This is a genomic window from Microvirga aerophila, assembly GCF_003332305.1.
GTDB classification, from domain to species: Bacteria; Pseudomonadota; Alphaproteobacteria; order Rhizobiales; family Beijerinckiaceae; genus Microvirga; species Microvirga aerophila.
Map to the genome: position 1 here is coordinate 44,078 of NZ_QOIO01000031.1, position 21,699 is coordinate 65,776.

The 21,699-nt window shown below is 58.5% G+C and carries 18 protein-coding genes; 5 read left to right on the forward strand and 13 right to left on the reverse strand.

Translation table 11 applies throughout. The annotated features are described in order from the left end of the window. Nucleotides 1–8: 8 nt before the first annotated feature. A complete protein-coding gene (locus DRB19_RS17475; protein ID WP_245439611.1) occupies nt 9–665 on the reverse strand; it encodes a maleate cis-trans isomerase family protein in 657 nt (218 codons plus the stop codon). Nucleotides 666–874: 209 nt separating this feature from the next. On the opposite strand from DRB19_RS17475, the gene DRB19_RS17480 reads away from it, so the two are divergent. From DRB19_RS17480 to speB, 4 genes are all read left to right on the forward strand, one after another. Beyond that, entirely contained in the window at nt 875–2,038 is a 1,164-nt protein-coding gene (locus DRB19_RS17480) for a LysR family transcriptional regulator (RefSeq protein WP_162815736.1), read from the forward strand. Nucleotides 2,039–2,098: 60 nt separating this feature from the next. Continuing rightward, on the forward strand, nt 2,099–3,112 hold the full coding sequence (locus tag DRB19_RS17485; RefSeq protein ID WP_114187306.1) for a dimethylarginine dimethylaminohydrolase family protein: 1,014 nt from the start codon (nt 2,099–2,101) through the stop codon (nt 3,110–3,112). A 731-nt stretch (nt 3,113–3,843) separates the two neighbouring features. After that, nucleotides 3,844–5,208, forward strand: a complete 1,365-nt coding sequence (locus DRB19_RS17490; protein ID WP_114187307.1) for an 8-oxoguanine deaminase — start codon at nt 3,844–3,846, stop codon at nt 5,206–5,208. 1,052 nt (nt 5,209–6,260) lie between these two features. After that, nucleotides 6,261–7,253 carry an agmatinase gene (speB, locus tag DRB19_RS17500; RefSeq protein ID WP_114187309.1) on the forward strand — a complete coding sequence of 331 codons (993 nt, stop codon included), beginning with the start codon at nt 6,261–6,263 and terminating at the stop codon, nt 7,251–7,253. 530 nt (nt 7,254–7,783) lie between these two features. On the opposite strand, the gene DRB19_RS17505 is transcribed toward speB, so the two are convergent. The 12 genes from DRB19_RS17505 to DRB19_RS17560 form a co-directional block, all read right to left on the reverse strand. Further along, nucleotides 7,784–8,524: an acetoacetate decarboxylase family protein gene (locus DRB19_RS17505; RefSeq protein ID WP_114187310.1), complete on the reverse strand. Its 741-nt coding sequence runs from the start codon at nt 8,522–8,524 to the stop codon at nt 7,784–7,786. A 369-nt stretch (nt 8,525–8,893) separates the two neighbouring features. Further along, a complete protein-coding gene (locus DRB19_RS17510; protein WP_170285022.1) occupies nt 8,894–9,550 on the reverse strand; it encodes an ABC transporter ATP-binding protein in 657 nt (218 codons plus the stop codon). Next, nucleotides 9,534–10,361, reverse strand: a complete 828-nt coding sequence (locus DRB19_RS17515) for an ABC transporter ATP-binding protein (protein ID WP_114187312.1) — start codon at nt 10,359–10,361, stop codon at nt 9,534–9,536. The genes DRB19_RS17510 and DRB19_RS17515 overlap by 17 nt, the downstream gene beginning before the upstream one ends. Continuing rightward, nucleotides 10,337–11,332 (reverse strand): branched-chain amino acid ABC transporter permease, encoded by a 996-nt coding sequence (locus tag DRB19_RS17520; RefSeq protein WP_114187313.1) that lies wholly within the window; start codon nt 11,330–11,332, stop codon nt 10,337–10,339. Before DRB19_RS17520 ends, DRB19_RS17515 begins: the two co-directional genes overlap by 25 nt. Nucleotides 11,333–11,336: 4 nt before the next feature. Continuing rightward, nucleotides 11,337–12,287 carry a branched-chain amino acid ABC transporter permease gene (locus DRB19_RS17525; RefSeq protein ID WP_114187314.1) on the reverse strand — a complete coding sequence of 317 codons (951 nt, stop codon included), beginning with the start codon at nt 12,285–12,287 and terminating at the stop codon, nt 11,337–11,339. 69 nt (nt 12,288–12,356) lie between these two features. After that, nucleotides 12,357–13,472, reverse strand: coding sequence for a branched-chain amino acid ABC transporter substrate-binding protein (locus DRB19_RS17530; protein WP_114187315.1), 1,116 nt, complete (start codon nt 13,470–13,472; stop codon nt 12,357–12,359). A 176-nt stretch (nt 13,473–13,648) separates the two neighbouring features. Beyond that, the gene (locus DRB19_RS17535; protein WP_114187316.1) at nt 13,649–14,437 is read right to left on the reverse strand and encodes an SDR family NAD(P)-dependent oxidoreductase; all 789 of its coding nucleotides are present in this window, start codon (nt 14,435–14,437) and stop codon (nt 13,649–13,651) included. A 55-nt stretch (nt 14,438–14,492) separates the two neighbouring features. Next, nucleotides 14,493–15,191: an acetoacetate decarboxylase family protein gene (locus DRB19_RS17540; RefSeq protein ID WP_114187317.1), complete on the reverse strand. Its 699-nt coding sequence runs from the start codon at nt 15,189–15,191 to the stop codon at nt 14,493–14,495. An 89-nt stretch (nt 15,192–15,280) separates the two neighbouring features. Next, entirely contained in the window at nt 15,281–16,714 is a 1,434-nt protein-coding gene (locus DRB19_RS17545; RefSeq protein WP_114187318.1) for an NAD-dependent succinate-semialdehyde dehydrogenase, read from the reverse strand. A 32-nt stretch (nt 16,715–16,746) separates the two neighbouring features. Then, entirely contained in the window at nt 16,747–17,850 is a 1,104-nt protein-coding gene (locus tag DRB19_RS17550) for a Zn-dependent alcohol dehydrogenase (protein ID WP_162815737.1), read from the reverse strand. A gap of 73 nt (nt 17,851–17,923) precedes the next feature. Beyond that, the gene (locus DRB19_RS17555; RefSeq protein WP_114187320.1) at nt 17,924–19,474 is read right to left on the reverse strand and encodes an AMP-binding protein; all 1,551 of its coding nucleotides are present in this window, start codon (nt 19,472–19,474) and stop codon (nt 17,924–17,926) included. Between the two features lie 269 nt (nt 19,475–19,743). Beyond that, complete coding sequence (locus DRB19_RS17560) at nt 19,744–20,559, reverse strand: IclR family transcriptional regulator (protein ID WP_245439614.1); 816 nt, start codon at nt 20,557–20,559, stop codon at nt 19,744–19,746. Nucleotides 20,560–20,926: 367 nt separating this feature from the next. Here DRB19_RS17560 and DRB19_RS17565 point away from each other — a divergent pair, with 367 nt between their 5' ends. After that, a complete protein-coding gene (locus DRB19_RS17565; RefSeq protein ID WP_162815738.1) occupies nt 20,927–21,694 on the forward strand; it encodes an SDR family NAD(P)-dependent oxidoreductase in 768 nt (255 codons plus the stop codon). Nucleotides 21,695–21,699: the final 5 nt, after the last annotated feature.

The following is a 21,699-nucleotide window of genomic DNA, read 5'->3' on the forward strand; positions in this document are numbered from 1 at the left end:
TATTCGGTTTACGGCCAAGTAGCAGCGCTCGACTGAGCCAATGCACCTACGGCGTGATGGTGTTCGGTCACACCCAGCTCAAACAGCCGACCGAAACCGCTGATCTGATCGCCAACCCCGGCAACACGCAGGCAATCCCACATCATGGCTTGATTGCTCACCACCACCGGCTTTCCGAGATCGCCTTCCAGATCGGCGACGACGTCGAGCGCTCGGAGAGCTCCACAGCAAATAAAGACGGCCTCGGCCTCAGGTCTATCGACGCTACGTGCGTATGCCCTGATGAAGTGAGGATCGACAGCATCAATTTCGCTGTTGTTCCGGATGTTCATTCCTTGGATTTCGACGACGTGGAAGCCATGATCCTCCAGGAAATCCCGAACGATGGTGTTCACCTCGTCAAGGTACGGCGTAGCGACAGCAATTCTCCGGGCCCCCAGGGTTCTGAGGGCCCTGACCACGCCTGTCATGACCGTGGTCAGCTTGACCTGTTGCCGGGCGGCCCTGAGGGATCGGATCACACCGGCTTCGCCAATCACCATTGTTCCACTGTTGCAGGTGTAGCAAAGAACATCGACGCCCGTTTCAGGCCGAATGAGTGAGGCCGCTTGAGCAATATCGGGAGCCATGGTGGCGAGCGTGTCCACGGTGGCCTCGTTGTTCATGGGAACTCGCGAAAAATGAACCCCCACACCATCCGGGGTTAGCCGAAACACATCGTCCTCGACCGTCTGCTCCATAGCGAGAACGACGAATCCGATCTTCGCGCGCCAGTGGCGTCCCCGGTCAAAGGCGATCTCAACGGGCCGCGACCTGACCGAAGTCAGAGTCGCCGTGATAGTCGCCTCTTGGTCCCGGCCCGATGACTTATCCCATGAAGTTGAGGTCCTCGGCTTTTCGTCGCGCACCGTGCCTCCTGCTTGGTCTCGCCATCGCCAATCGGCAAAACTACGCGGTCAGTGGCGATGGTGATGAAATTATTGATTTATTGGGAGCTGGAAACACAGCCAAATCTGCGCAATCATATTTGCGGAAAACCGCAAGGATCGCATCGATGGGCCCATTTCAGTTATCAAACCTCGATGTTAAGCAGCTTCGGATCTTCACCGCGGTCGTCGAGAACGAAGGGGTTTCAGCAGCAGCTTACGCGCTCGGTGCGAACTTGACTGCAGTCAGTCGCTCGCTCTCGGAGCTTGAGGACCGCCTCGGCGTACGCCTCTGTCGGAGGGGTCGCGGAGGATTTGAGCTTACGCCTCAGGGCCTTAGCATCTATGAGCACGCAAAGCGACTAACGTTAGAGCTGAACGAGTTTGAGACATCCGTACGGATCATAAGCCAAGCCGTTAAGGGACGCTTCCGGATAGGAATTATTGACAATACCCTTTCCAATCCAGCCTCTCGTTTGGTGCAGGGGCTGAACATGGTCGCACAGGCTTACCCAGACCTATTCGTGGAACTGTCACTTCTATCACCTCCTGCGATCGAAATTGCTTTGCGAGAGCGCCGACTCGACGTTGGGATCACGGCGCAACCCACCGGTCTCAGCCCTCTGGAGTATACTGAGGCATTTTCCGAGCAGCACCGGATCTATATCTCGCAGGATCATCCGCGGAGAACTGAAATTGAGGCCGCTTTTGCAGGGAAAAACCACTCGTTGGAGGCGATCCCCTTCATTGCGCGGCGCTACAAGGCTCCCACGATCGACAAGCTTGAGCAAAGCTATCATCTGAGTCCCGCTGCAACGGTCGACAGTGTTGAGACAGCCGCGACCCTCATCGCGGCCGGCTTCGGCGTTGGTGTCCTCCCAACCCATTATGCCGATCTTCTCAGCCGACTTGATCTCGTAGAGGTTGCAGCCCCGGAAACCCCCCTGATCCTGCCATTCTTCATCGCCCATCGCTCAGACATGGAAAAAGAGCCAGCAATTCGCATGTTCCGGAAGTTCCTGCTTCAACAAAGGCCAGAAGGCGATAGCACAGAGCAGAAATCATGGAACGCTGCCGTTTGCTTGCAACTTAAGGCAAGTAAGCTTGCTTGATCCAACGCTGTTTTACGGTGGCCGCAAGCTGCAAATTGGGGCAATCCAAAGGAGGTCCTGATGTTGCAAACCGTTGAGCGGCCAGCGCCGGCGCAAGACGCCCTTCCTGTCTTCGTGAGTTCCGAATGGGGCGCTCTGAAAGAATGCGTGTACGGCTCCCCCCACCGCTGGGTCATGCCTAAGTTTCTCGGTGATTCAAAGCTCAGGGCATACGGCGACTTCTATGAGTTCTGGGTAGCCAACCAGGAGCGGGACGTCGCTGAGGTTGACCCAGAGCGCTTTCGTGAATTCAGCAACCAAATTCAGGGAGCGATCAACCTCCTTGAAGGACTGGGGGTTCGCGTTCAGATTGCCCAGGAACTCGCACCGGCTGATCTCAAGTTCCCGCGCGGCGAAAACCATGGCATCGTGACCGCTTGGATGCGGGACCCGTTCGTGACAATTGGCAACAACGTCATTGAACTTGCTCCAAGATCTCTGTTCCATCGGCGCCAGCGCTTTGCGATCCGCTCTATTCTGGCGTCGACCATGGATCGAGGAGCCCGGTATTTTTCGCAGCCCGATGGGGGTGCTGAGGATAGTAGAGACGAACCCGGCTGGGGTTACCTGGAGGGTGGGGATATCTTCGTTCTCGGCACCAAGATCCTTGTCGGCCATTCCGGTGGGTGCAGCAATCCAGAGGGTGTACGCTGGCTCCAACACGCCCTTGGCCGGGAGTATGATGTGGAGATTGTGCCGATCGACCCCATGTATCCTCATCTCGATTGTGTCCTCTCCACGCCGCGGGAAGGAGTCACCGTCGTCTGCCTCGAGGCGTTCCCGTCCGGACTCCCAGAGCACATTCGAGATTGGGATCATATCGTCGTCGACAAGCACCTGGCCAAACGTCACATGGCCTGCAACAACCTGATCCTTGACGATCGCACCGTGGTTGTTCCGTCCGAAGAGGCGCTGGATGGCGTCGCTGCGGCATTGAAGCAACGTCGCTTCGAAGTCATCAGGATTCCGTATGCGCGGCCGTCCGAGTTTGGCGGTTCATTCCGCTGTGCGCATCAGCCGCTTGTGCGAATATAGGCAGCGGCACCAGGGACGCACTGGGAAAGCGATTGCATTTGCCAGTGCGTCCGCATCAACACAGCGGCTGGCTGCAACGTCTTCCGCCATGTGCCTGTGGTTCGAACCAGGAGATCGTCTCGCAATTATACGTTTCTGATCCCTCATTGACCTAAACTGCCACCTGCCTGCAGGGGAGATGCGCAATGGATTCAGGTTTGCTCGTGGCACTCGCCCGATTAAAGCAGGGTGTTCCTCCTGCTCATTTTGGGTCGTCTGGTCGTTCCCTGCCTCGGAAGCCGATAGCTAAAGCAGGACCTACGCCGCCTCAGGCCGCCGGGAGCCAAAGGCGAGCTCGAGGAACTCGAACTTCGGAAGGCTTGAGCAGGTTTATACTAGCTCGACTTCATCGCCGCTGCTGGCGGCTCTCCACATTGGTCGCGATCGGCAGAGACATTGTCTATCTGAAGATTGCGCCGATAATTGAGAGTGTGGACGGAGCAGTCGGATCCTTGGCGTCTGCCCATATCCTCGTCCACTGCGGAGCCCGGCCTGTCCTTATTCCTTTGAAACACACTGAGCCACCCGCTTCAGGTGGGAAGACAAGCCGCAGTCCCGCGTCCGCCTGTGCCCGCACAACCAAACCTGCTGAGTCATTCTTCGTCGGCGACAAGCCCGACACGCGACAGCTGAAGCCATCTGTGCCAATTCGCTCGTTCGCCTGACAGTCTGGCACACTTCAAGGGGATGTAATGCGGTCGCTTCTCATCAGAAACGCCGACGTCATCGTGACAATGGATAGTGCGCGGCGCGAGATCGCCCACGGGGGGATCTTCATCGAAGGCAACCGCATCGTGGCTGTTGGTTCGGGCGATGAATTACCGACCAATGCGGATGAGGTCCTGGACCTGTCGGGTCATATTGTCGTTCCCGGTCTGATCAACACGCACCACCACATGTTTCAAAGCCTGACGCGGGTAGTGCCGGCATCCCAGAACGAAGAGCTTTTCGGCTGGCTGACAAACCTGTTCCCGATTTGGGCGAAGCTTACGCCGGAGATGATTTTCGTTTCCACCCAAACTGCAATGGCAGAATTACTGTTGTCAGGATGCACCACCTCAAGCGACCACCTCTACATTTACCCAAACGGTTGCCGCCTTGACGACAGTATCGAAGCTGCATCAGAAATTGGACTGCGATTCCATGCAAGCCGAGGCTCGATGAGCATCGGCGAAAGTCGAGGCGGGCTCCCTCCTGATCGACTGGTTGAGGATGAGGCTGCGATCCTCAAAGATACGCAGCGTCTCATTGAGACCTATCATGATGCAGGCCGCTTTTCGATGCTGCGGATTGTTGCAGCTCCTTGCTCGCCCTACACGGTAAGCGAGGATCTCATGCGGGAGTCGGCGCACCTCGCCCGAAGTTATGGAGTTTCGCTCCACACTCATCTCGCTGAAAGCGTGAAGGATGTGGACTACAGTCGCGAACGCTTCAATCTCACTCCAGCCGAGTATGCCGAGAAGCTCGGCTGGGTCGGTCGTGATGTCTGGCACGCTCACTGCGTCCATATCGACGAGCCGGGAATCCACCTCTTTGCCCGCACAGGAACCGGGATCGCGCACTGTCCATGTTCCAATATGCGTCTTGCCTCAGGTATCGCCCCTGTCAGACAGATGATCTGCGCAGGAGTTCCGGTTGGAATCGGGGTCGATGGCTCAGCGTCAAGTGACTCAGGAGATATTCTAGCTGAGACACGGCAGGCAATGCTCCTCCAGCGCGTCGGCTTCGGACCGAGAGCCATGAGCGCCCGTGAAGCTCTTGAGCTGGCCACAGTTGGCGGAGCGCGAGTGCTCAACCGCGACGATATCGGCGCTCTGGCCCCTGGAATGGCCGCAGACCTTGTCGCTTTCAACCTGAACCGCATCGAATACGCGGGTGCCCTCCACGACCCGGTTTCTGCCCTCGTCTTCTGTGCACCGGCGCGGGTTGACTACAGCATCGTCAACGGGCGGGTTTTGGTGCGTGACCGTCAGATAACGTCGATCGACCTCGGCCCTCTTGTCGAGCGTCACAATCGACTTGCACGAACCCTAGTCACCGCGCAGCCAGTCAGTTAACCGCCGCCATATAACTCGCATCTCGTGGTATGAGGACTGAGTATATCCTCTGTTTAGGGCCGCAGTACAAACGGCTGTTACAAACACCTCAGGAATTTGCGGTCCTGGAGAAGCAGTGTGCCTGGACTTCATCCTGTGAGGCCAATGTCCGCTCTCCGTTCGACCACGGCTTCCTCAGCGAGCCATTGCTAAAACCAACTGTTGTGTGGATTGCGGGCGCGGTTCTCGTCAAACAGCAGATGGTAAGTTCCGGCACTGCGTGCATAGCCCTAAGTGGACAGATGACGTCCATGGCTCCGTCAAATTACCTGAGAAGCGCCGCTGGGACGATCGCATCCCCCTTGCCTGATCCAGTGGTCTCCATAGTCATAAGAACTGGTCGTAAGAAATAGTGTTCGGGTCAGGGTCGATGCTTGCGCCGGGGAGCGCGGAGCCAGTTCTGCCCTGCGTAGCGCCGCGGCGTGAAGTAGACTTGGCGGTGATAGGCAAGGTCGTTAATCGATTTGAGGGGGCCGTGCGCGTCGAGCAACTTCTCCGAGCGGAGGAGCACAAGTATATTGGGAAACAGCAAGTGTGTGTGTACGCCGCACCAGTCTGTGACCATGTCCTTCTCAATGCGAAGGTTTTCCGGACTGTACTCCTCACCCAGAACCCTGCAGACTCAGGTGCATTTCCTCATCGACCCGACAGCCCGGAAAGGAGTGCCGCGTGTTGTTCTTATTGCGGACGATGATGCCGATGCGGAAGGACTACTGAGTCCCTGAGTTTTTGCGGGCGAACAGCCGATTCAGTGTCTTGGGCCTTCCAACACTCTCAATACCGATCGATCAGGATAGCAATGGGATCCCGGTTAGTCTGCATGTCATTGGAGGTCCTTTCAGCTACTGCCACCTCGTCGCGTTTGCGGATGGCTTCGGACAGACCCTTAAGCTCGCTCCAGTCAACGCACCTCCGGTGGTGCAACACCTAGGACACTACAGAAGCCTTTGCATTCTGCATCTGGGTGGGGCTATGCTCACCATCCAGACTCTTTGGACAAGAGCGAGACTCGCATGGCACATGGATATGAGCAGGGGCGGCTTGATCTGCCTTTCGTCGGGCACTGCACGTTCGGAAAGCGCCCTATTTGCACGAATTGGGATGCCATCGACGCGGATGTTGCCATACTGGGGATCCCGTATGATATGGGCACACAATACCGATCTGGGGCACGATTCGGGCCACGTGCTATCCGTGAAGCTTCAACGCTGTTCTCGTTTGGCCACGGGGGAGCCTACGATCACGAGGATGACGCAGTCTACCTGCCACTGGACAAAGTGCGCATTGTTGACATAGGTGACGCTGACATCGTCCACACCGATACGGTCAGGAGCCATGCCAATGCCGAAGCGGCCGTCCGTCGGATCCTGCAGAGTGGCGCGTTACCCGTCGTGCTTGGTGGCGATCACGCAGTCAACATTCCATGCATCAGAGCTTTCAGCGATCACGGTCCAATCCACATTGTGCAGATTGATGCTCACCTGGACTTTGTCGATGTGAGGCACGGGGTGCGAGAGGGACATGGGAACCCGATGCGCCGAGCAGCCGAACAAGATCATATCACAGGGCTGACCCAAATCGGAATTCGCAACGTCTCCTCCACAGCTCGTGAGGGATATGAGGATGCCCGCTCCCGCGGCTCAACAATCCTATCGGTCCGGCAGGCACGGGTGCTGGGGCGTGACGGTGTACTCGAACAAATCCCCGCGGGCGCTCGGTACTATGTAACTATCGATATTGATGGTTTCGACCCGTCGATCGCACCAGGAACTGGCACACCAAGTCACGGCGGCTTTCTCTACTACGAGGTCATGGAAATCCTTCAAGGCCTTGCACGAAGAGGGGACATCGTTGGCATTGACTTGGTCGAGGTCGCGCCGGCTTATGACCCGTCCGGCGTTACCGGATTTCTCGCGGCGCAGGTTCTCCTGAACTTCCTCGGATATATCTTTGAGGAGCGGTCGAAGCGAGCAGGTGCCCCACAGGCAAACGCTAAAGGGCCGTGACAGCTATGCCAACCCAAGAGAGCTGATCGGGTTCGCAGGCACCGGTCGAACTGCGGCCCGCTTACAAGCACAACCCTTATAGCTTATGACGCACGGATGCTGAGAGGCACAAGCCAAGTCCTGACGAGCCTCCATGGCACTATCGTGCTCACACGAGATATGAACCGCGCGCCTACAAGACATGCTCTTCCGAGCGGCGGCCCATCACCGTCGTCTGCAGTCCTGAGCCGTCGCGCAGCGCGTGTGGCGGGCAGCCATGGACAAAAATCCTGGGTCGCGAAGGATGACTCATCCGTGCTTGAATACAATCAATATGCGGCTCAGCGGCAGAACCGGGAGAGTTGGCTGGATTGTCCGAAGTCGGGCTCGAGCTCCACAGGTGTGGGCCTACACCGGTCCTCCACGGCAAGCGGCAATTGCCTGCTGAGGTGTCAGGTACATGCGACGCAAACTCTTGAAGGCTGGCTCTCACCACAGCGTCAGCGTTTTTGTCCGGTCACAGCAAGGTCAGGCCGAGTCAACGTAGCCATCTAACACGTTCCGATTGTGCGTCCCCAGCCATTTGCTTCGGTCGCATAGAAATCGCCGACTACATAGGTGGCGCCAAGGATTTCGATTGGCTCAAATTCCGCAAGTGGGTCTGTGCTGAGCGACCGGAGCGCTGCGGATGCGGATCCCTTATGCTCCCTCGTCAGCTTGAAATCAGGTGAGGTGTCGCGCTCGATAATTCTCCTCGAAAGAACTTTTCCGTCCGGACCGGGTTGAACATGGATGTTGAGGTGCGGGGTCGTCGCGGGCTTTGGAAAGTTGACCTCATCCGAAAACTGGCATTCTAAGCTGATTATCGTTGTATTCTTCCGAGTGACTGTCCCCCGCACACCAGATTCGTTCTCCAGAAGATCGATGGTACCGAATTTTTTCGGATAGCCCCAGAGATCGCGACCGGCCGCAATCGCTGCATCCTCGTCCTCATATTCAAAGAGGAAGTAGCCGCCAGTCCTGCCCATATAGGAGACAGGGACGACAAGGCCCGCGTCCATGAACGGAATCTTGTCGCACGCTGTAAAATCCGAGATGTAGACAAGGATGACGTCGCCAGCGGCCTTGAATGGTGTCGGGGCGAGATAAGCGTCGAGAGCAGCCTGTTCGACCCTGCAGTAGACATTGAGGGAACGGTTCCCAGGGCATTTGTAGGGAACGAAAGGATCTGGGATCAACGGCGCCTGCAACGGCATATTGTTCCCGTTGCGAACCGAGTACTTCGACATCATTCTCTCCTATTACAGCTATATGTCCATTCACGCCGCTTGCGTGGATGTTGCACGCAAACGCGGCTGGGAGGATCAAGCGTTTGCGCGCGCGGGCATGTGGTCGACTGGCTCTCCCGGCGATAACGAGGCGCGACCAAGCGCTGTCCGCGCGTCGCTTGAAGGGAGTGGGAAACCAGCACAAACATGACACGATTGCCGCCCGCCGCCTGATGCGCCACCGGTGACAAGGGCAAATTACCCCACGAACTCGTTCGGTGGACGGACCTCATCCGTTGCGACGGAGGACAGTGTCAGGTGCGTCATTCTTGCTCCTGACGCTCCGTTTCCAGTCCCGAAACCGGATCACCGTGAGGCAACGTTTGGAACGTGTCAGGCGCCAAGATAGGCTTCCTTCAAACCAGGGTCGTTGAGGACATTTCGAGCGCCTCCCTCAGCCGAGCACCGGCCCGCGTCGAACACGTAGGCGTAGTCGGCGATCTCCAGTGCAACAGAGGCATTTTGCTCGACGACGATCAGGCTGATTCCAGCATTGGACAGGCTGATGATGATCTCGAAGATCTGATTGATGAGCTTTGGGGCCAGGCCAAGCGAGGGCTCGTCGAGCATCAACAGTTCGGGAGAGGCCATCAAGGAACGGCCGATAGCCAGCATCTGCTGCTGTCCCCCACTCATGCGACTTGCAAGGCTGTTGCGCCGTTCTTTGAGAACGGGAAACATCGCGAACACATCCGATCGGATCGCATCGAACGACTGTCCCCGCTCCGGCAGGTAGCCGGCGATGAGGTTCTCCTCGACCGTCAGGCGCTGCAGAATCTGCCGGCCTTCCGGACAATGGGCCAGACCAAGGCGCGTGACCTCCTCGGGCGCGATGCCCTTGATGGATCGGCCCTTGAAGGTCAGTGTCCCGCCATAAATGCGGGTCAGTCCTGAGATCGAACGCAGCGTGGTCGTTTTGCCAGCGCCGTTCGCACCGATGATAGTGACGATCTCGCCTGCCTTAACTTCCAGATCAATGCCGAACAACACCTGCGTGTGCCCGTATCCCGCCTGAAGTCCGCCGACCTTCAGTAAGCTTTCGGACGATGTCGAGTTCCGCAGCTGTTCCAAGATAAGCCTCCTGCACCTTTTCGTTGCGCCGAACCGCATCCGGGGATCCAGAATAGAGCAGTTCACCGTGGTTGAGCACATCGACCCGATCGGAAATTGACATGACAAGATCCATGTCATGTTCGACGAGAATGATGGCGCGATCACTGCGCTTAAGGCTGGCAATGCGCCGAGCCATCTCCTTTGTTTCCGTATGATTCAGCCCAGCGGCAGGCTCATCAAGCAGGACGACCGGCGCGTCGGTGACGAAGGCCCGCGCCAGCTCGAGAACTTTTTGGCGTCCGTACGGCAAATCACCGGCAAGGTTCTCCGCAACATCCGCGAGGTTGAAGTCATGGAGACACGCATGGCACCGCTTGAGGCGTTCAACCTTCGTCATGCGATGACCGCCACGACGAAATAGTCCTGGCAGGGAGTCGGTGAAGAAGCACACTTCCAGGTTTTCCAGGACCGACATGCCGTCGAACAGGCGCAGGTTCTGATACGTCCGAGAAATCCCGAGCCTCGCAATCTGATGCTTTGCAAGGCTGCTCACCACATGCGCGTCAAGCCGGATCACTCCAGAGGTCACGGTATAGGACCCAGCGACCATGTTCACAACGGTCGACTTGCCGGCGCCGTTCGGACCGATGATCGAGTAGATCGCTCCGCGCTCAAATGTGAGAGACAGATCCTTGATCGCAACAAGCGATCCGAAGCGCTTGCTTACGTGTTCGAGGGTGAGAGCCATAGTGCTTGGATCTTCCGAATGACGTGGCCAAGGTTAAAGGCAGGCGGAATGAGACCGTTGGGTCGCAGGACAATCACAACAACGAGAACCAGCCCGTAGATCAGGAGGCGGTACTGTGCGGCAAAGTGAAGGACCTCGGGCAGGATGATGAGGAGAATGGCGCCGGCCGCGATCCCGACGATGTTCCCGACGCCGCCGATGATAATGATAAGAACGACCAGCAGCGATTCCTGGAAGGTGAAGCTTTCGGGACTGACAAATCGCTGGAAGGCGGAGAAAATCACACCGGTGGCGCCGCCGATGGCCGCGCTGATGGCAAAGGCCGCCAGTTTGAGGCCCGTCGTGTTGATCCCTAACCCGCGGGTGGCATCTTGGTCCTCCCTTAGGGCTCTCCAGGCTTTTCCCAGGATTGAGCGCTCCATGAAATAAACAGCACCGCAGACAACGATCGTCAGGATTAACAGAAGGAAGTAGAAATTCGTTGGGCTGATCAGTGGAAGGCCGAAGATCCGTGCCCGATCGAGTGCCGCAATGCCTTGGGGGCCATTGGTCAGGTCATCGGCATTGTTGATGAGGATGCGGATGATCTCGCCGAAACTGAGTGTAACGATTGCGAGATAGTCCCCACGAAGTTTCAAGACCGGAAAGCCGAGTAAAATTCCGGCGAGAGCTCCAGTGCCAGCCCCGATCAAAAGGATGATCAGAAACGGCAGATGAATGTCGAACTGCCCGCTCGCAAGGAACGCATAGGTATAGGCGCCTACGGCATAGAAGGCGATAAACCCCAGATCCAGCAGGCCAGCGTAGCCGACCACAATGTTCAACCCTACGGCAAGAATGATGTAGATCAGAATACTGTCCGCCACCCTGACATAGTATGGTGGCAGTGCCGGTACCTTCACCAGCAGCGCAACACAGACAAGGAGGGTCACGATCAGCCCGGTGCGTCTCAAGAAAACCGATTTTCCCATCAGCTCAGTAATCCTTTTTCGCAACGACGGTTTCTTCCGTCACAGTCTCTCCAAGGAGCCCGGCCGGCTTGAACAGAAGCACCAGAATAAGCACGGCGAACGCAAATACGTCGCGGTACTCTGTGCCGACCGCACCGCCGGACACAATCGGAAGAAACGCGGTTCCGAAGACCTCAATGGCCCCGAGCAAAAACCCGCCGAGCATGGCACCGGGAATCGACCCGATGCCGCCCAGAATGGCCGCAGTGAATGCCTTCAGGCCAACGGCAGATCCCATGGTGGGCTGCATGATCCCGTAGTAGGAGGCATACATAATCCCGGCCATCGCGCCGAGACCGGGGCCAATGAAAAAGATCAGGCTGACGGCCCGATTGACACGGATTCCGAGCAGACTGGACGTGGTCCAGCTCTCTGACGCTGCGCGGATCCATATGCCGATCCGGGTTCCGTTGACGAAGGCCGTGAGACCGGCCATGAGTACAACCGCTGCAGCGAGAATGCCGAGCTGTGTTGTCGTGACCATGCCACCCAGCATCTCAATGGGACTGTTCGGCACAATGGCGGGAAAGTGTACTGGCTGCGGACCGACAGTCACACGTATGGCATTCTGCAGGACGATCGACATGCCCAAGGCACTGAGCATTGGCGCCAACCGCCCGTAGGCACGAAGCGGGCGGTAGGCAAAGCGCTCGACCGCGATCCCGAGAACACCAATGGCGACAAAGCTGACAACAATTGCCACGATTGTATCGACCAGGGGCGGCAGACCGCCAAGGGCGAGAAGCGCAGCCATGGTAAAGGTAAAAAGATACGGGCCAAGCATGAAGAACTCGCCGTGCGCGAAGTTGATCAGGCGCATCACACCGTAGACCATTGTGTAGCCGAGGGCGATCAAGCCGTAGATCGCGCCGATCGCAAGCGCGAAAATCACCTGCTGTAGCAAATAGTCGAGCAAGGAATACCCCCTTCGGTCGGGGGCCGATGTGACGCCATCGGCCCCGCTCGTTGTGTCGCTGCGATCGGGTTATTCCTTGACGAGTTCGAACTTTCCGTTCTTGACGACGTAGAGATATACCGGCGCGGTAACGTTCTCGCCCTTCTCGTCGAACGCAACGGGACCGAGTAGGGTGTTAGCCTTCACGCCGTGCAGCTCGGCCAGTACTCCGTCCCGGTCAAAGGTCTTGGCCTTTTCAGCAGCGGCAGCGATGACCTGCGCGTTGACATAACCAAGGGCCGCGTAGGGTCCGGGCGGACGACCGAAGCGCGCCTGATGGCGGTTGGTGAAGTCAACCAACTCGGGAGAGGAATCGTACGGAGGGAGCTGGAAGGTCAACAAGGCGCCTTCCGCGAAGGCGGGGCTCGCCTGCTTGATCAGATCCACCGTAAAGCCGATGTCCGGACCGATGAACTGAGCATTCACCTGCTGCTCACGCATCTGTTTGAGGAACAACGCAAGCTGAGGCATGCCTGCGCCCATATAGATAACGTCGGGATTTTCGCGCTTGATGCCGGCGATCAGAGCCGAGAAATCAACATCATCGGGATTTACGCCAAAAGTTCCCGCGATCTTGCCTCCGCCTTTCTCAAAGTTTTCCTTGAACACGCCTGCGATACCCTGGCCAAAGACGGTCTTGTCGTGAACCAGGACAGCGTTCTTCAGTCCCAGCTTGCCTGAGACGTGTTTGGCTGGCAGTGCTCCCTGCTTAAAATCGTTCGCAACGGGGCGGACCACCGTCTTGTAACCCATCTCCATCAGCTTGGGGTTGGTCGCCGGCACAACCTGTGGCATCTCGCACGCGGAGTAGATGTCCAGGGCCGGCAGAGTGACGCCGCTGTTCATGTGGGCGATCACACCGATCACCTCGGGTGCGTCGCAGAACTGCTGCGCGACCAGTGTGCCTTGACGGGGATCGGCGCGGTCGTCGAGGGGCCTGAAAACGACCTTGTTGCCCTTAATCCCGCCCTTCTCGTTGAGCTGATCAAAAAACAGCTGCGCTCCGTCGATCTGGGACTGGCCAAACTCCGCCTGTGCCCCAGACATGGGTGCACTTCCCCCAAAGACGATGTCGGCTGCGGCGACAGGCGAAACCGCGCTCATCAAGGCGATGGCGAGGGTGGATAAGATGGTGCTTCGCTTCATGTTCTATCCTCTCTGGTTCCGATTTCAGTCGTTCCGGTCTGCGGCGCTCTCTTTCGGAGCTGAACGGGCTCACATCGAGGTGAACTTTCCACGTTCAAATTTCACACAGCTGATGGTATGCAGCAAGTCCCTGAAGCCGCGCTCAGCCCTCCTTTCTATACCCTTTTGGGTCCTTCCTAGCGTGCGAGGTAGCCTCCATCGACAGCAAGGACATGTCCCGTTGTCATGGAGGCGGCTGAACTGGCGAGAAACACCATGGCAGACGCGACCTCTTCCGGCTCCGCCAGACGTCGCATGGGGGTCAGGTCGAAGATTTTCTCCATCTGAGCGGGATCTGCCATCAAGTGATCGATCAACGGGGTTCGCACCCATGTCGGCGCAACGGCATTGACGCGAATTCCCGCGCCGGCCCATTCCACAGCCATGGTCCGGGTCAGATTGACGACCGCAGCTTTGGTGGACTGATAGGAGATGTTGGGATGAAGGCCGCCTCCTGAAAAGCTCATGATGGAGGCTGTATTTACGATTACACCCGGTGTGGCTCGCGCGAGCCACGAGCGCGCGGCGGTGCGGGAGCACAAGAACATGCCAGTGAGATTGACGGCCACGACCTTGTTCCAGTCGTCGACAGACAGATCGATTGTGGCCTCGCGGACTGAGATGCCAGCATTGTTGATCAACACGTCAAAGCCGCCAAGATCGACTTCCGCCTGGGCGAAGACCCGTTTAATCTCGCTCTGATCTGTGACATCCAACGGGTACGCGCGAGCGACACCACCGTTTGCGGCCACCTGATCGGCAACGCCGGCGGCAGCCTCGTTGTCGAGGTCGAGAACAGCCACACTTGCTCCGAACGCGGCAAACATCAGGGCCGCTGCCCGACCTATTCCTCCAGCGCCGCCGGTGATGAACGCCCGCTGGCCATCCAATCGAAACATCCTTTCTGGATTCGGATTGTGGACCATGAAGGGTGCTCCAACGGCTGGCTTGGCGGGCTGGCGCGGCCCACCAAGCGGATTGTCAGCCAACGATCTTGCCGAACGCCAACAGGAAATTAGCGACCGTCATCTCAGCCCCTACCACTTCCAGCACCTCGAAATCGGAGAAGGGATCAGTGGCGTTCCCCCCGATCTTGAGGTCGGCGGTACCGACGACATGCCTGATCGTCGATGCCTGCCCCAGTGTGTTCTCAATGATCTGGGTGGTCACGTCGCTTGACTCGGGGGATGGGATCACCCGAGTTTGAAAGCGGGGCTGAAGCAGCGGCTTTTCGAAGGCAGCCCCGCCGGCCTTGAAGTCGATTTCGATGAGAGAGACATTGCGCCGCGACAGCTTGGCTTTGACTGATGTATCGTCAGCTGTCCATTCGACCTCGCCCATCTTCTTGGGATAGCCCCAGACTTCCCGCCCGACGGCCATGGAGTCATCGTTGGTGACGATTTCATACAGGACATGCCCGCCAGGGCGGCCTTGGTACGACATCGGAACGACGATGCCGCCCTCGGCGTAGGAGCCGAGGGAGCCTCCCTCCGGAACGTCCATGATGAAGAATTCAATGACGTCTCCCCGGACGTCGAATGGCTTCGGCAGCGCTTTCCGAATGGCCGCCTCTTCAACACGACAGAAGACGCTTACCTTGGTGTACGCCTTATAGTCGAAGGGCGGCGCCTGGTAGAGCGGCGAGCGCTGCGGAATAGTGTAACTGATTTGTTCCGACACCGGTTGATCATCCCTTGTGACAGCCTATGGGAACAGTCTCATCCCCATGAAAAGCACTTGTCAATATTTCACGAAGATGAATTTCGTCGTCAGCGATGCGTTTGTGAAACGAACTTGATGTTCTGATAGGTCTCGAGCGCCTCGGTGCCCCCCTCGGAACCATAGCCTGAGTCCTTGACACCGTTGAACGGCACCTCGGGATAGGCCAAGCCGTATTCATTGATGGATATCATCCCGGTCTCGACTTCGGCCGCCAGCAGCGCAGCGGTCCGCTGCGAGCGGGTGAAGGCATAGGCTGCAAGACCAAACGACAGCCGGTTGGCCTCGGCGACCGCCTCATCAAGCCCGCGGAATCGATTGATGACGGCAACAGGGCCAAACGGCTCCTCATTCATGATTGCTGCGCTCGGCGGCACGTCGGTCAGAACGGTCGGCTCGAAAAAGTTGCCTTTGTTCCCAATCCGCCTGCCGCCCGTGAGCAGCTTCCCGCCTTTGTCAACGGCATCCCCGATCAACCGCTCCATTGCATCGATGCGCCGTGCATTGGCAAGAGGGCCCATTTGTGTTTGTGGGAGGAGCCCATCTCCGACCTCAACCGATTTGGCGGCTGTGACAAAGCCCTCCACAAATCCGTCGAACGCTGGCTCCTCGACCAGCAAACGTGTCGGCGCAATGCAGACCTGCCCGGCATTGTGGAACTTGTGCGCCGCAAGCATCGAGACCGACGATTCAGGGTCTGCGTCGGCACACACAATGGCTGGCGCATGGCCGCCAAGCTCCATCGTGACACGCTTCATGTGCTGGCCTGCGAGAGCCGTCAGCTGTTTTCCAACCGGAGTTGAGCCTGTGAACGAGACCTTGCGGATTGTCGGATGCGGGATCAGATATTCGGAAATCTCCCCTGGGTTGCCGTAGACAAGGTTGATGGCCCCATCAGGGAAGCCCGCATCGGTAAAGGCCTTGACCATCGCCGCGCATGATGCGGGAGCTTCCTCAGCGGCCTTGAGGATGACCGTACAGCCCGCCGCGAGTGCCGCGGACATTTTTCGGATGGCCTGCGCCACTGGGTAGTTCCAGGGTGTGAACGCCGCGACAGGGCCGACCGGCTCCTTGACAACCATCTGGTAGGTATCGGGATTGCGTGGTGGGATCAGGCGCCCGTAGGCGCGGATGCCTTCCTCGGCAAACCACCGGATTACATCACTGGCGTTGGTCAGCTCCGATCGGGCCTCCGCAAGCGGCTTTCCCTGTTCCATTGTCAGGATTGGCGCAATTGCCTCAACGCGGGCTCTCAGATTGTCAGCGGCCGCATGAAGGAGCCTTGCGCGCTCGCGTGCCGTTGTCTTGCGCCAAACCGCAAACGCTGAGGCCACATGTTCCAGGGCCTGATCCAGGTCTTCCTTGGAGGCATGGGCGACCCGCCCGATTTCCAGCTCCGTCGCTGGGTTCATGACGGGAAGCGTCGCCCCATTCGCGGCATCGGTCCATTTGCCGCCGATCAGCAGGGAAGTGTTGGGATACACAGTCTACCTCATTTCAAATGGCTGTGGCTGACTCAGTGGTCGAAACACACGAGAGTGCGTGCGAGTACGCCTTGCTCCAACCAACGAAAGGCGTCGTTGATCTGTTCGAGCGCGATGCGTTTGCCGATCTGACGATCGATGTCGAACTTCCCAGCGCGATACAGACCCAGAATGCGATCGAAGTCCCGCTCAGGAATACCGCCGCCGTAGTTGCTGCCGGCGACGCGCTTCTGGGTATTGGGAAGTGTGGATGCAGGCAGAGCCACCATTTCTTCCCGTCCCGCGATGCCAACCGAAACAACAATTCCACCGGGACGAATGCAGTCATAGGCGGCCGAAATGGCGGTGGGGCGGCCGGTACATTCTATCACGCTGTCGGCACCCCGGCCGCGGTTGAGGGATTTGATCGCGTCAGTCACGTCGCACGTGTTCGGGTTGAGAAAATGGGTTGCACCAAACGAACGGGCAACTCCCTCCTTGTCACCGTTAATATCGATGGCAACGATCATCTCTGCTCCGGACAGTGCAGCCGCCTGGATCGCATTGATGCCGACGCCGCCGACGCCAATCACGCCAACCGTATCGCCTGGTTCAACCCGAGCGTCGTTGACCACGGCACCGAATCCGGTTGTCACAGCGCATCCGACGAGTGCGGCGACCTCGAAGGGAACATCTTCGCCGATTGGTAGGCAGCCCGTTTCCGGAACGACCGCATACTCGGCGAAACTGGATACGCAGGAGTAATGATGAATGCTGCCCGATTGTGCCTCAAGCCGGCTTGTCCCGTCCCAAAGGCCACCGCGCCCGGCCGCAAAGCCGTACACGTCGCAAAGGGTCGGGAACCTTTTTTGGCAGTAGAAACACTGACCGCAATTTGGAGCCCATGAAAGAATGACGCGGTCGCCCACCCGTACCTTGGACACCGCAGAGCCAACTCGCTCCACGACGCCCGAGGCCTCGTGGCCGAGGATGAGCGGCAGCTTTGCCCGCGACTTGCCCTTGGACGCACTCAGGTCGCTATGACACACGCCAGTTGCCGCAATGCGCACCAGCACCTCACGGTCCTTCGGATCAGCAATCGCAACATCCTGAATGACCATGTCCTCATTGTAGGCGTGAAGCACCGCAGCTTTCATGCGCACAGACTCCTCTTGATATGCGGCCGTTTGATATGCGGCCGTTGAGTGCGGGGGCCGCCTCCCCTGCTTTTCACGACGCACTCTCTGGCATGGCGCGCTTGTGGTAGCCGGCCATGCGGTCCCACGCTCCATCCAGCGTTGCGGGCAGTCGATGCTTCATGATCCGCTGACTAGGCGTGCGCTCAAAGTCATCGACAAGTGCCAGGTAGCGGGGATTCTGGTATGGGGCGAGATGCTGGGCGAGCCATTCCGAAAACGCGGGAAAGTCGATGCGTTCGCCGGACCTGGCTTTGATAAAGAGCTTGATCTCCTGCTCGCCGATATCAGCCTGCACGCCAATGAGTGCGCAATCTTCGACCGCTGGATGCATGCCAGCCACGTGCTCGACCTCGAAGGCCGAGACATTTTCACCTCTCACCCGCACGCTGTCGGTCAGCCGACCCAGGTAATACAGGTTACCATCGGCGTCTGTCGTTCCGAGATCACCGGTATGAAAGCCGTCAGAACGAAGTGCCTTGACCGTGGCGTCCGCGTTGCGGAAATAGCCGGAAAACACTGCACCGTGCTGGCGTGCGTGCACAACAATTTCGCCTCGGTCGCCCGGCTCAAGGGTGTCACCCTGCTCGTTCATGATTTGAAAGCTGAGCCAGGGAACGGCCCGTCCGACCGCGCCGACAACGCCAGTATCGTTAAAAGTGGTGATGCTGGAGGACTCAGTCATTCCGTAGCATTCATGCAGTGTGACACCGAACCGTTCCTCGAAGTCGCGCCAGATCTCCCGTGGGCATCCTCCTCCCCACGCAATGCGAACCTGGTGATTGCGGTCGCTTTCGCTCTCCGGCTGTTTGAGCAGGATCTGCAGGATGCCGCCGAGGTAGTGGATCTGTGTCGCTCCACACTCACGCACCTGGTCCCAAAACCGCGTGGCGCTGAACCGCTGGACCATGGCAAGGCGGACGTCCCGCAGCAGCGGGATCGGAACGAGTTGAGCTCCGCCGATGTGATAGAGTGGCTCCCACACAAAGAAGACATCGCCATCCTGAGCGCTCGAAGCCAGCATCGCCCCCTCGCTGGCAAAGCGAAGCATGCGATGGGTGACACAGACGCCCTTTGGCCGCCCGGTGGTTCCCGACGTGTAGTTGATTGCGAAAAGATCGTCAGGCGCGGGAAGGGTTTCGTTGAAAGCGCCGCCGGCCGTGGCGATTTGCGTCAGACTGAGACCGTCGCCGACCTCTGGAACCAGGGTGATATGCGCCAGGTCCGCGCCGCACTGGCTGATCGTGGGCAATAAATCGGCATTGGCAACGATGATCCTGGGATCAGAGTGCTCGAGAATGTACTTGAGGCCCTCGCCGCGCTGCTGAACGTTGACTGGAACCCATACAGCGCCTGACTTTGCAATGCCGAACAGTGTTGCTACGCTCTCGGGACTGTTGCGCAGCATCAGGGCGACACGGTCGCCGTGCTCGACGCCAAGACTCCTCAATCCCAGCGCAATGGAATCCGACATCCGGTGCAATTCGGCAAAGGTGATCGGCTTTTCGTCGAAGGTTGCATAAATGGCGTTCGGCGTGGCGGCTGCACGGCCGGGAAGAAGGGTGATGAAGCCTTGATTGTCCACGCTCTTGTCCTTGCGTTGAACGGGAGAGGGATCCCTGCCAGATCGTGAGGGTTTCAGTCGGTAGAATCGGTTGGGCCAGTTCCTTCGCGCCGCGGCGCGAGAGAGCGCCCCATCATGTGCGTCGGCTCGCCATCGGCATAGGCATAGGCACACCCTTCGTATTGCATTGCAATACTCAATATCGTATTCTGATACCGACGCGAGTCAAGAGGGTGCTTGAAGTCAAGCAGGATGGCGACGGCAGGCTTTCGGGATTCGAAGACTTAGGGTCAGGCAGCTGACGGCACTGCTTGTGATATCGAACCGGCGGCAGCCACAACCAGTGGAGCGAGGATCTCTTCCGCTCTTTCCGGGGTAAACCGGGCTCGCGAGACCCCGATATTGACGGCTGCGATGGGCTGTCCAGCTCGGTCCAGAATCGCCGACGCGACAGAGAGATCGCCCGGGAAGAACTCGTCCCACGCCGTTGCGTACCCGAGCTCACGCGCGCGGTCGAGTTTCTGCTCCAGGGCCTCGGGCTGGAAAATCGTGTGAGCGGTAAACGCCCGCAATGTCGACCGTGCGAGTATGGCCATGGCTTTGTCCTTTGGCAGTCGCGACAATATCGCTCGGCCCGGCGCAGTACAAAAAGCCGGCATCCTCGTCCCCACCACGACATCCGTACCCAGCATGTGACGGCTCATGAACCGCGCGGCAAAGACGATTTCCGTGTCGTCCGGCAGAGTCAGGTTGACTGTCTCCTCGGTCGTCCGGCTCAAGTGCAGGAGATACGGCATGGCCCGTCCGACAACTTCGTTGGCACTGATGAAGTGACGGGCGAGATCAAGCGCCTTGAGGGTAAGTTCGAAGCGCTTGGTATCTGGGTCCTTGCGCAGATAGCCGAGTTTGACCAGCGTATGGGTGAAGCGCTGCGCCGCGCTCTTGTCGAGGTCCACCACCTGCGCGAGCTGGGCCAGGCTGAGGGATTGATGTGTTTGATCGAAGGCCTGAAGCACCCGAAATGCCTTTTCAACCGATCGAACCATGAGCGGGTCGGATGCTCCGCCTTCAGTATTCCCCGCGCCGCGTGTACGAGCCGATGTCATGTGCGCCTCCACAGGTTCAGCATTACCGGCAGCAGGGTCGACAGCACAAGCCGTCGGCGGGCTCCATTCGTCTCGCGTCATCCCGATCTGCTGCCGCTGGTTGAAAGCTGGCCCCTCGTGACAGGACGGCTGTGGCGCTCATTGGCGAGCACCAACGCGATCCGCCGCTCCCTGGCGATGCGGCCCCATGAGGGACAAATCGGCGGTGGCAGCAGTGCTTCATCGATCTCACGTTGACAACGACCGCCATGACGATCTCATCTCTGCAAACGGATCATGCCTCGCCAGAGCACCTTGAGGAGCCGCGCTCAGTGCTTCCAGTTTTGCGCCGAGTGGGATTGTCATGACGCACGAGGGAGTACTCGAAATGAATGACGTCGATGGCGCTGTGGTCCTGATATCGGGGGCGGCCTCGGGAATCGGGCGGGCGACGGCTCTGAAGCTGGCGTCCCAAGGCGCCTCGCTGGGTTTGCTTGATCTCGCCCCGGCTGCGCTCGACAGTGTTGCTCATGAAGTCGAAGCCCTGGGGGGCCATGCGCTTACAATCATCGCCGATGTCTCCGTTGATGAGCAGGTGCGCATGGCGGTGAGCGCGACGGTCGACCGCTTTGGTGCACTCGCCGGGGTTGTCTGCGCGGCTGGCATTGCGATCAAGGGCAAGGTGGCAGAGATCACTGAGGACGACTGGCACAGGACGCTTGCGGTTAATCTGACTGGCACATTCCTGATGGCCCGACACGCCATACCGAGCCTTGTAGCCCACCCCGGTTCCAGTTTCGTTGCTGTCAGCTCGGATACCGGAATCCGGGGATCGGCAGGATACGCAGCGTATTGTGCTTCCAAGCATGCCGTTGTTGGGCTCATTCGATGCCTTGCGCTTGATCATGGGCCCGACGGCGTTCGCAGCAATGTCGTCTGCCCGACTTTTGTGGACACGCCGATGGCGGATCAGCTGCTGAAGGATGCCGGCCGGTACGACCGGGCATTCTACGAAAGCCGTGTTCCGCTGGGCCGGTTTGCAAGGCCCGAGGAAGTGGCCTCGGCTATCTGCCACCTCCTGTCAGCGGAAGCGAGCTACGCCAACGGGCTCGTTTACGTGCTGGACGGCGGCACCACCGCCGGGACGTTCGGGTAGGCGGG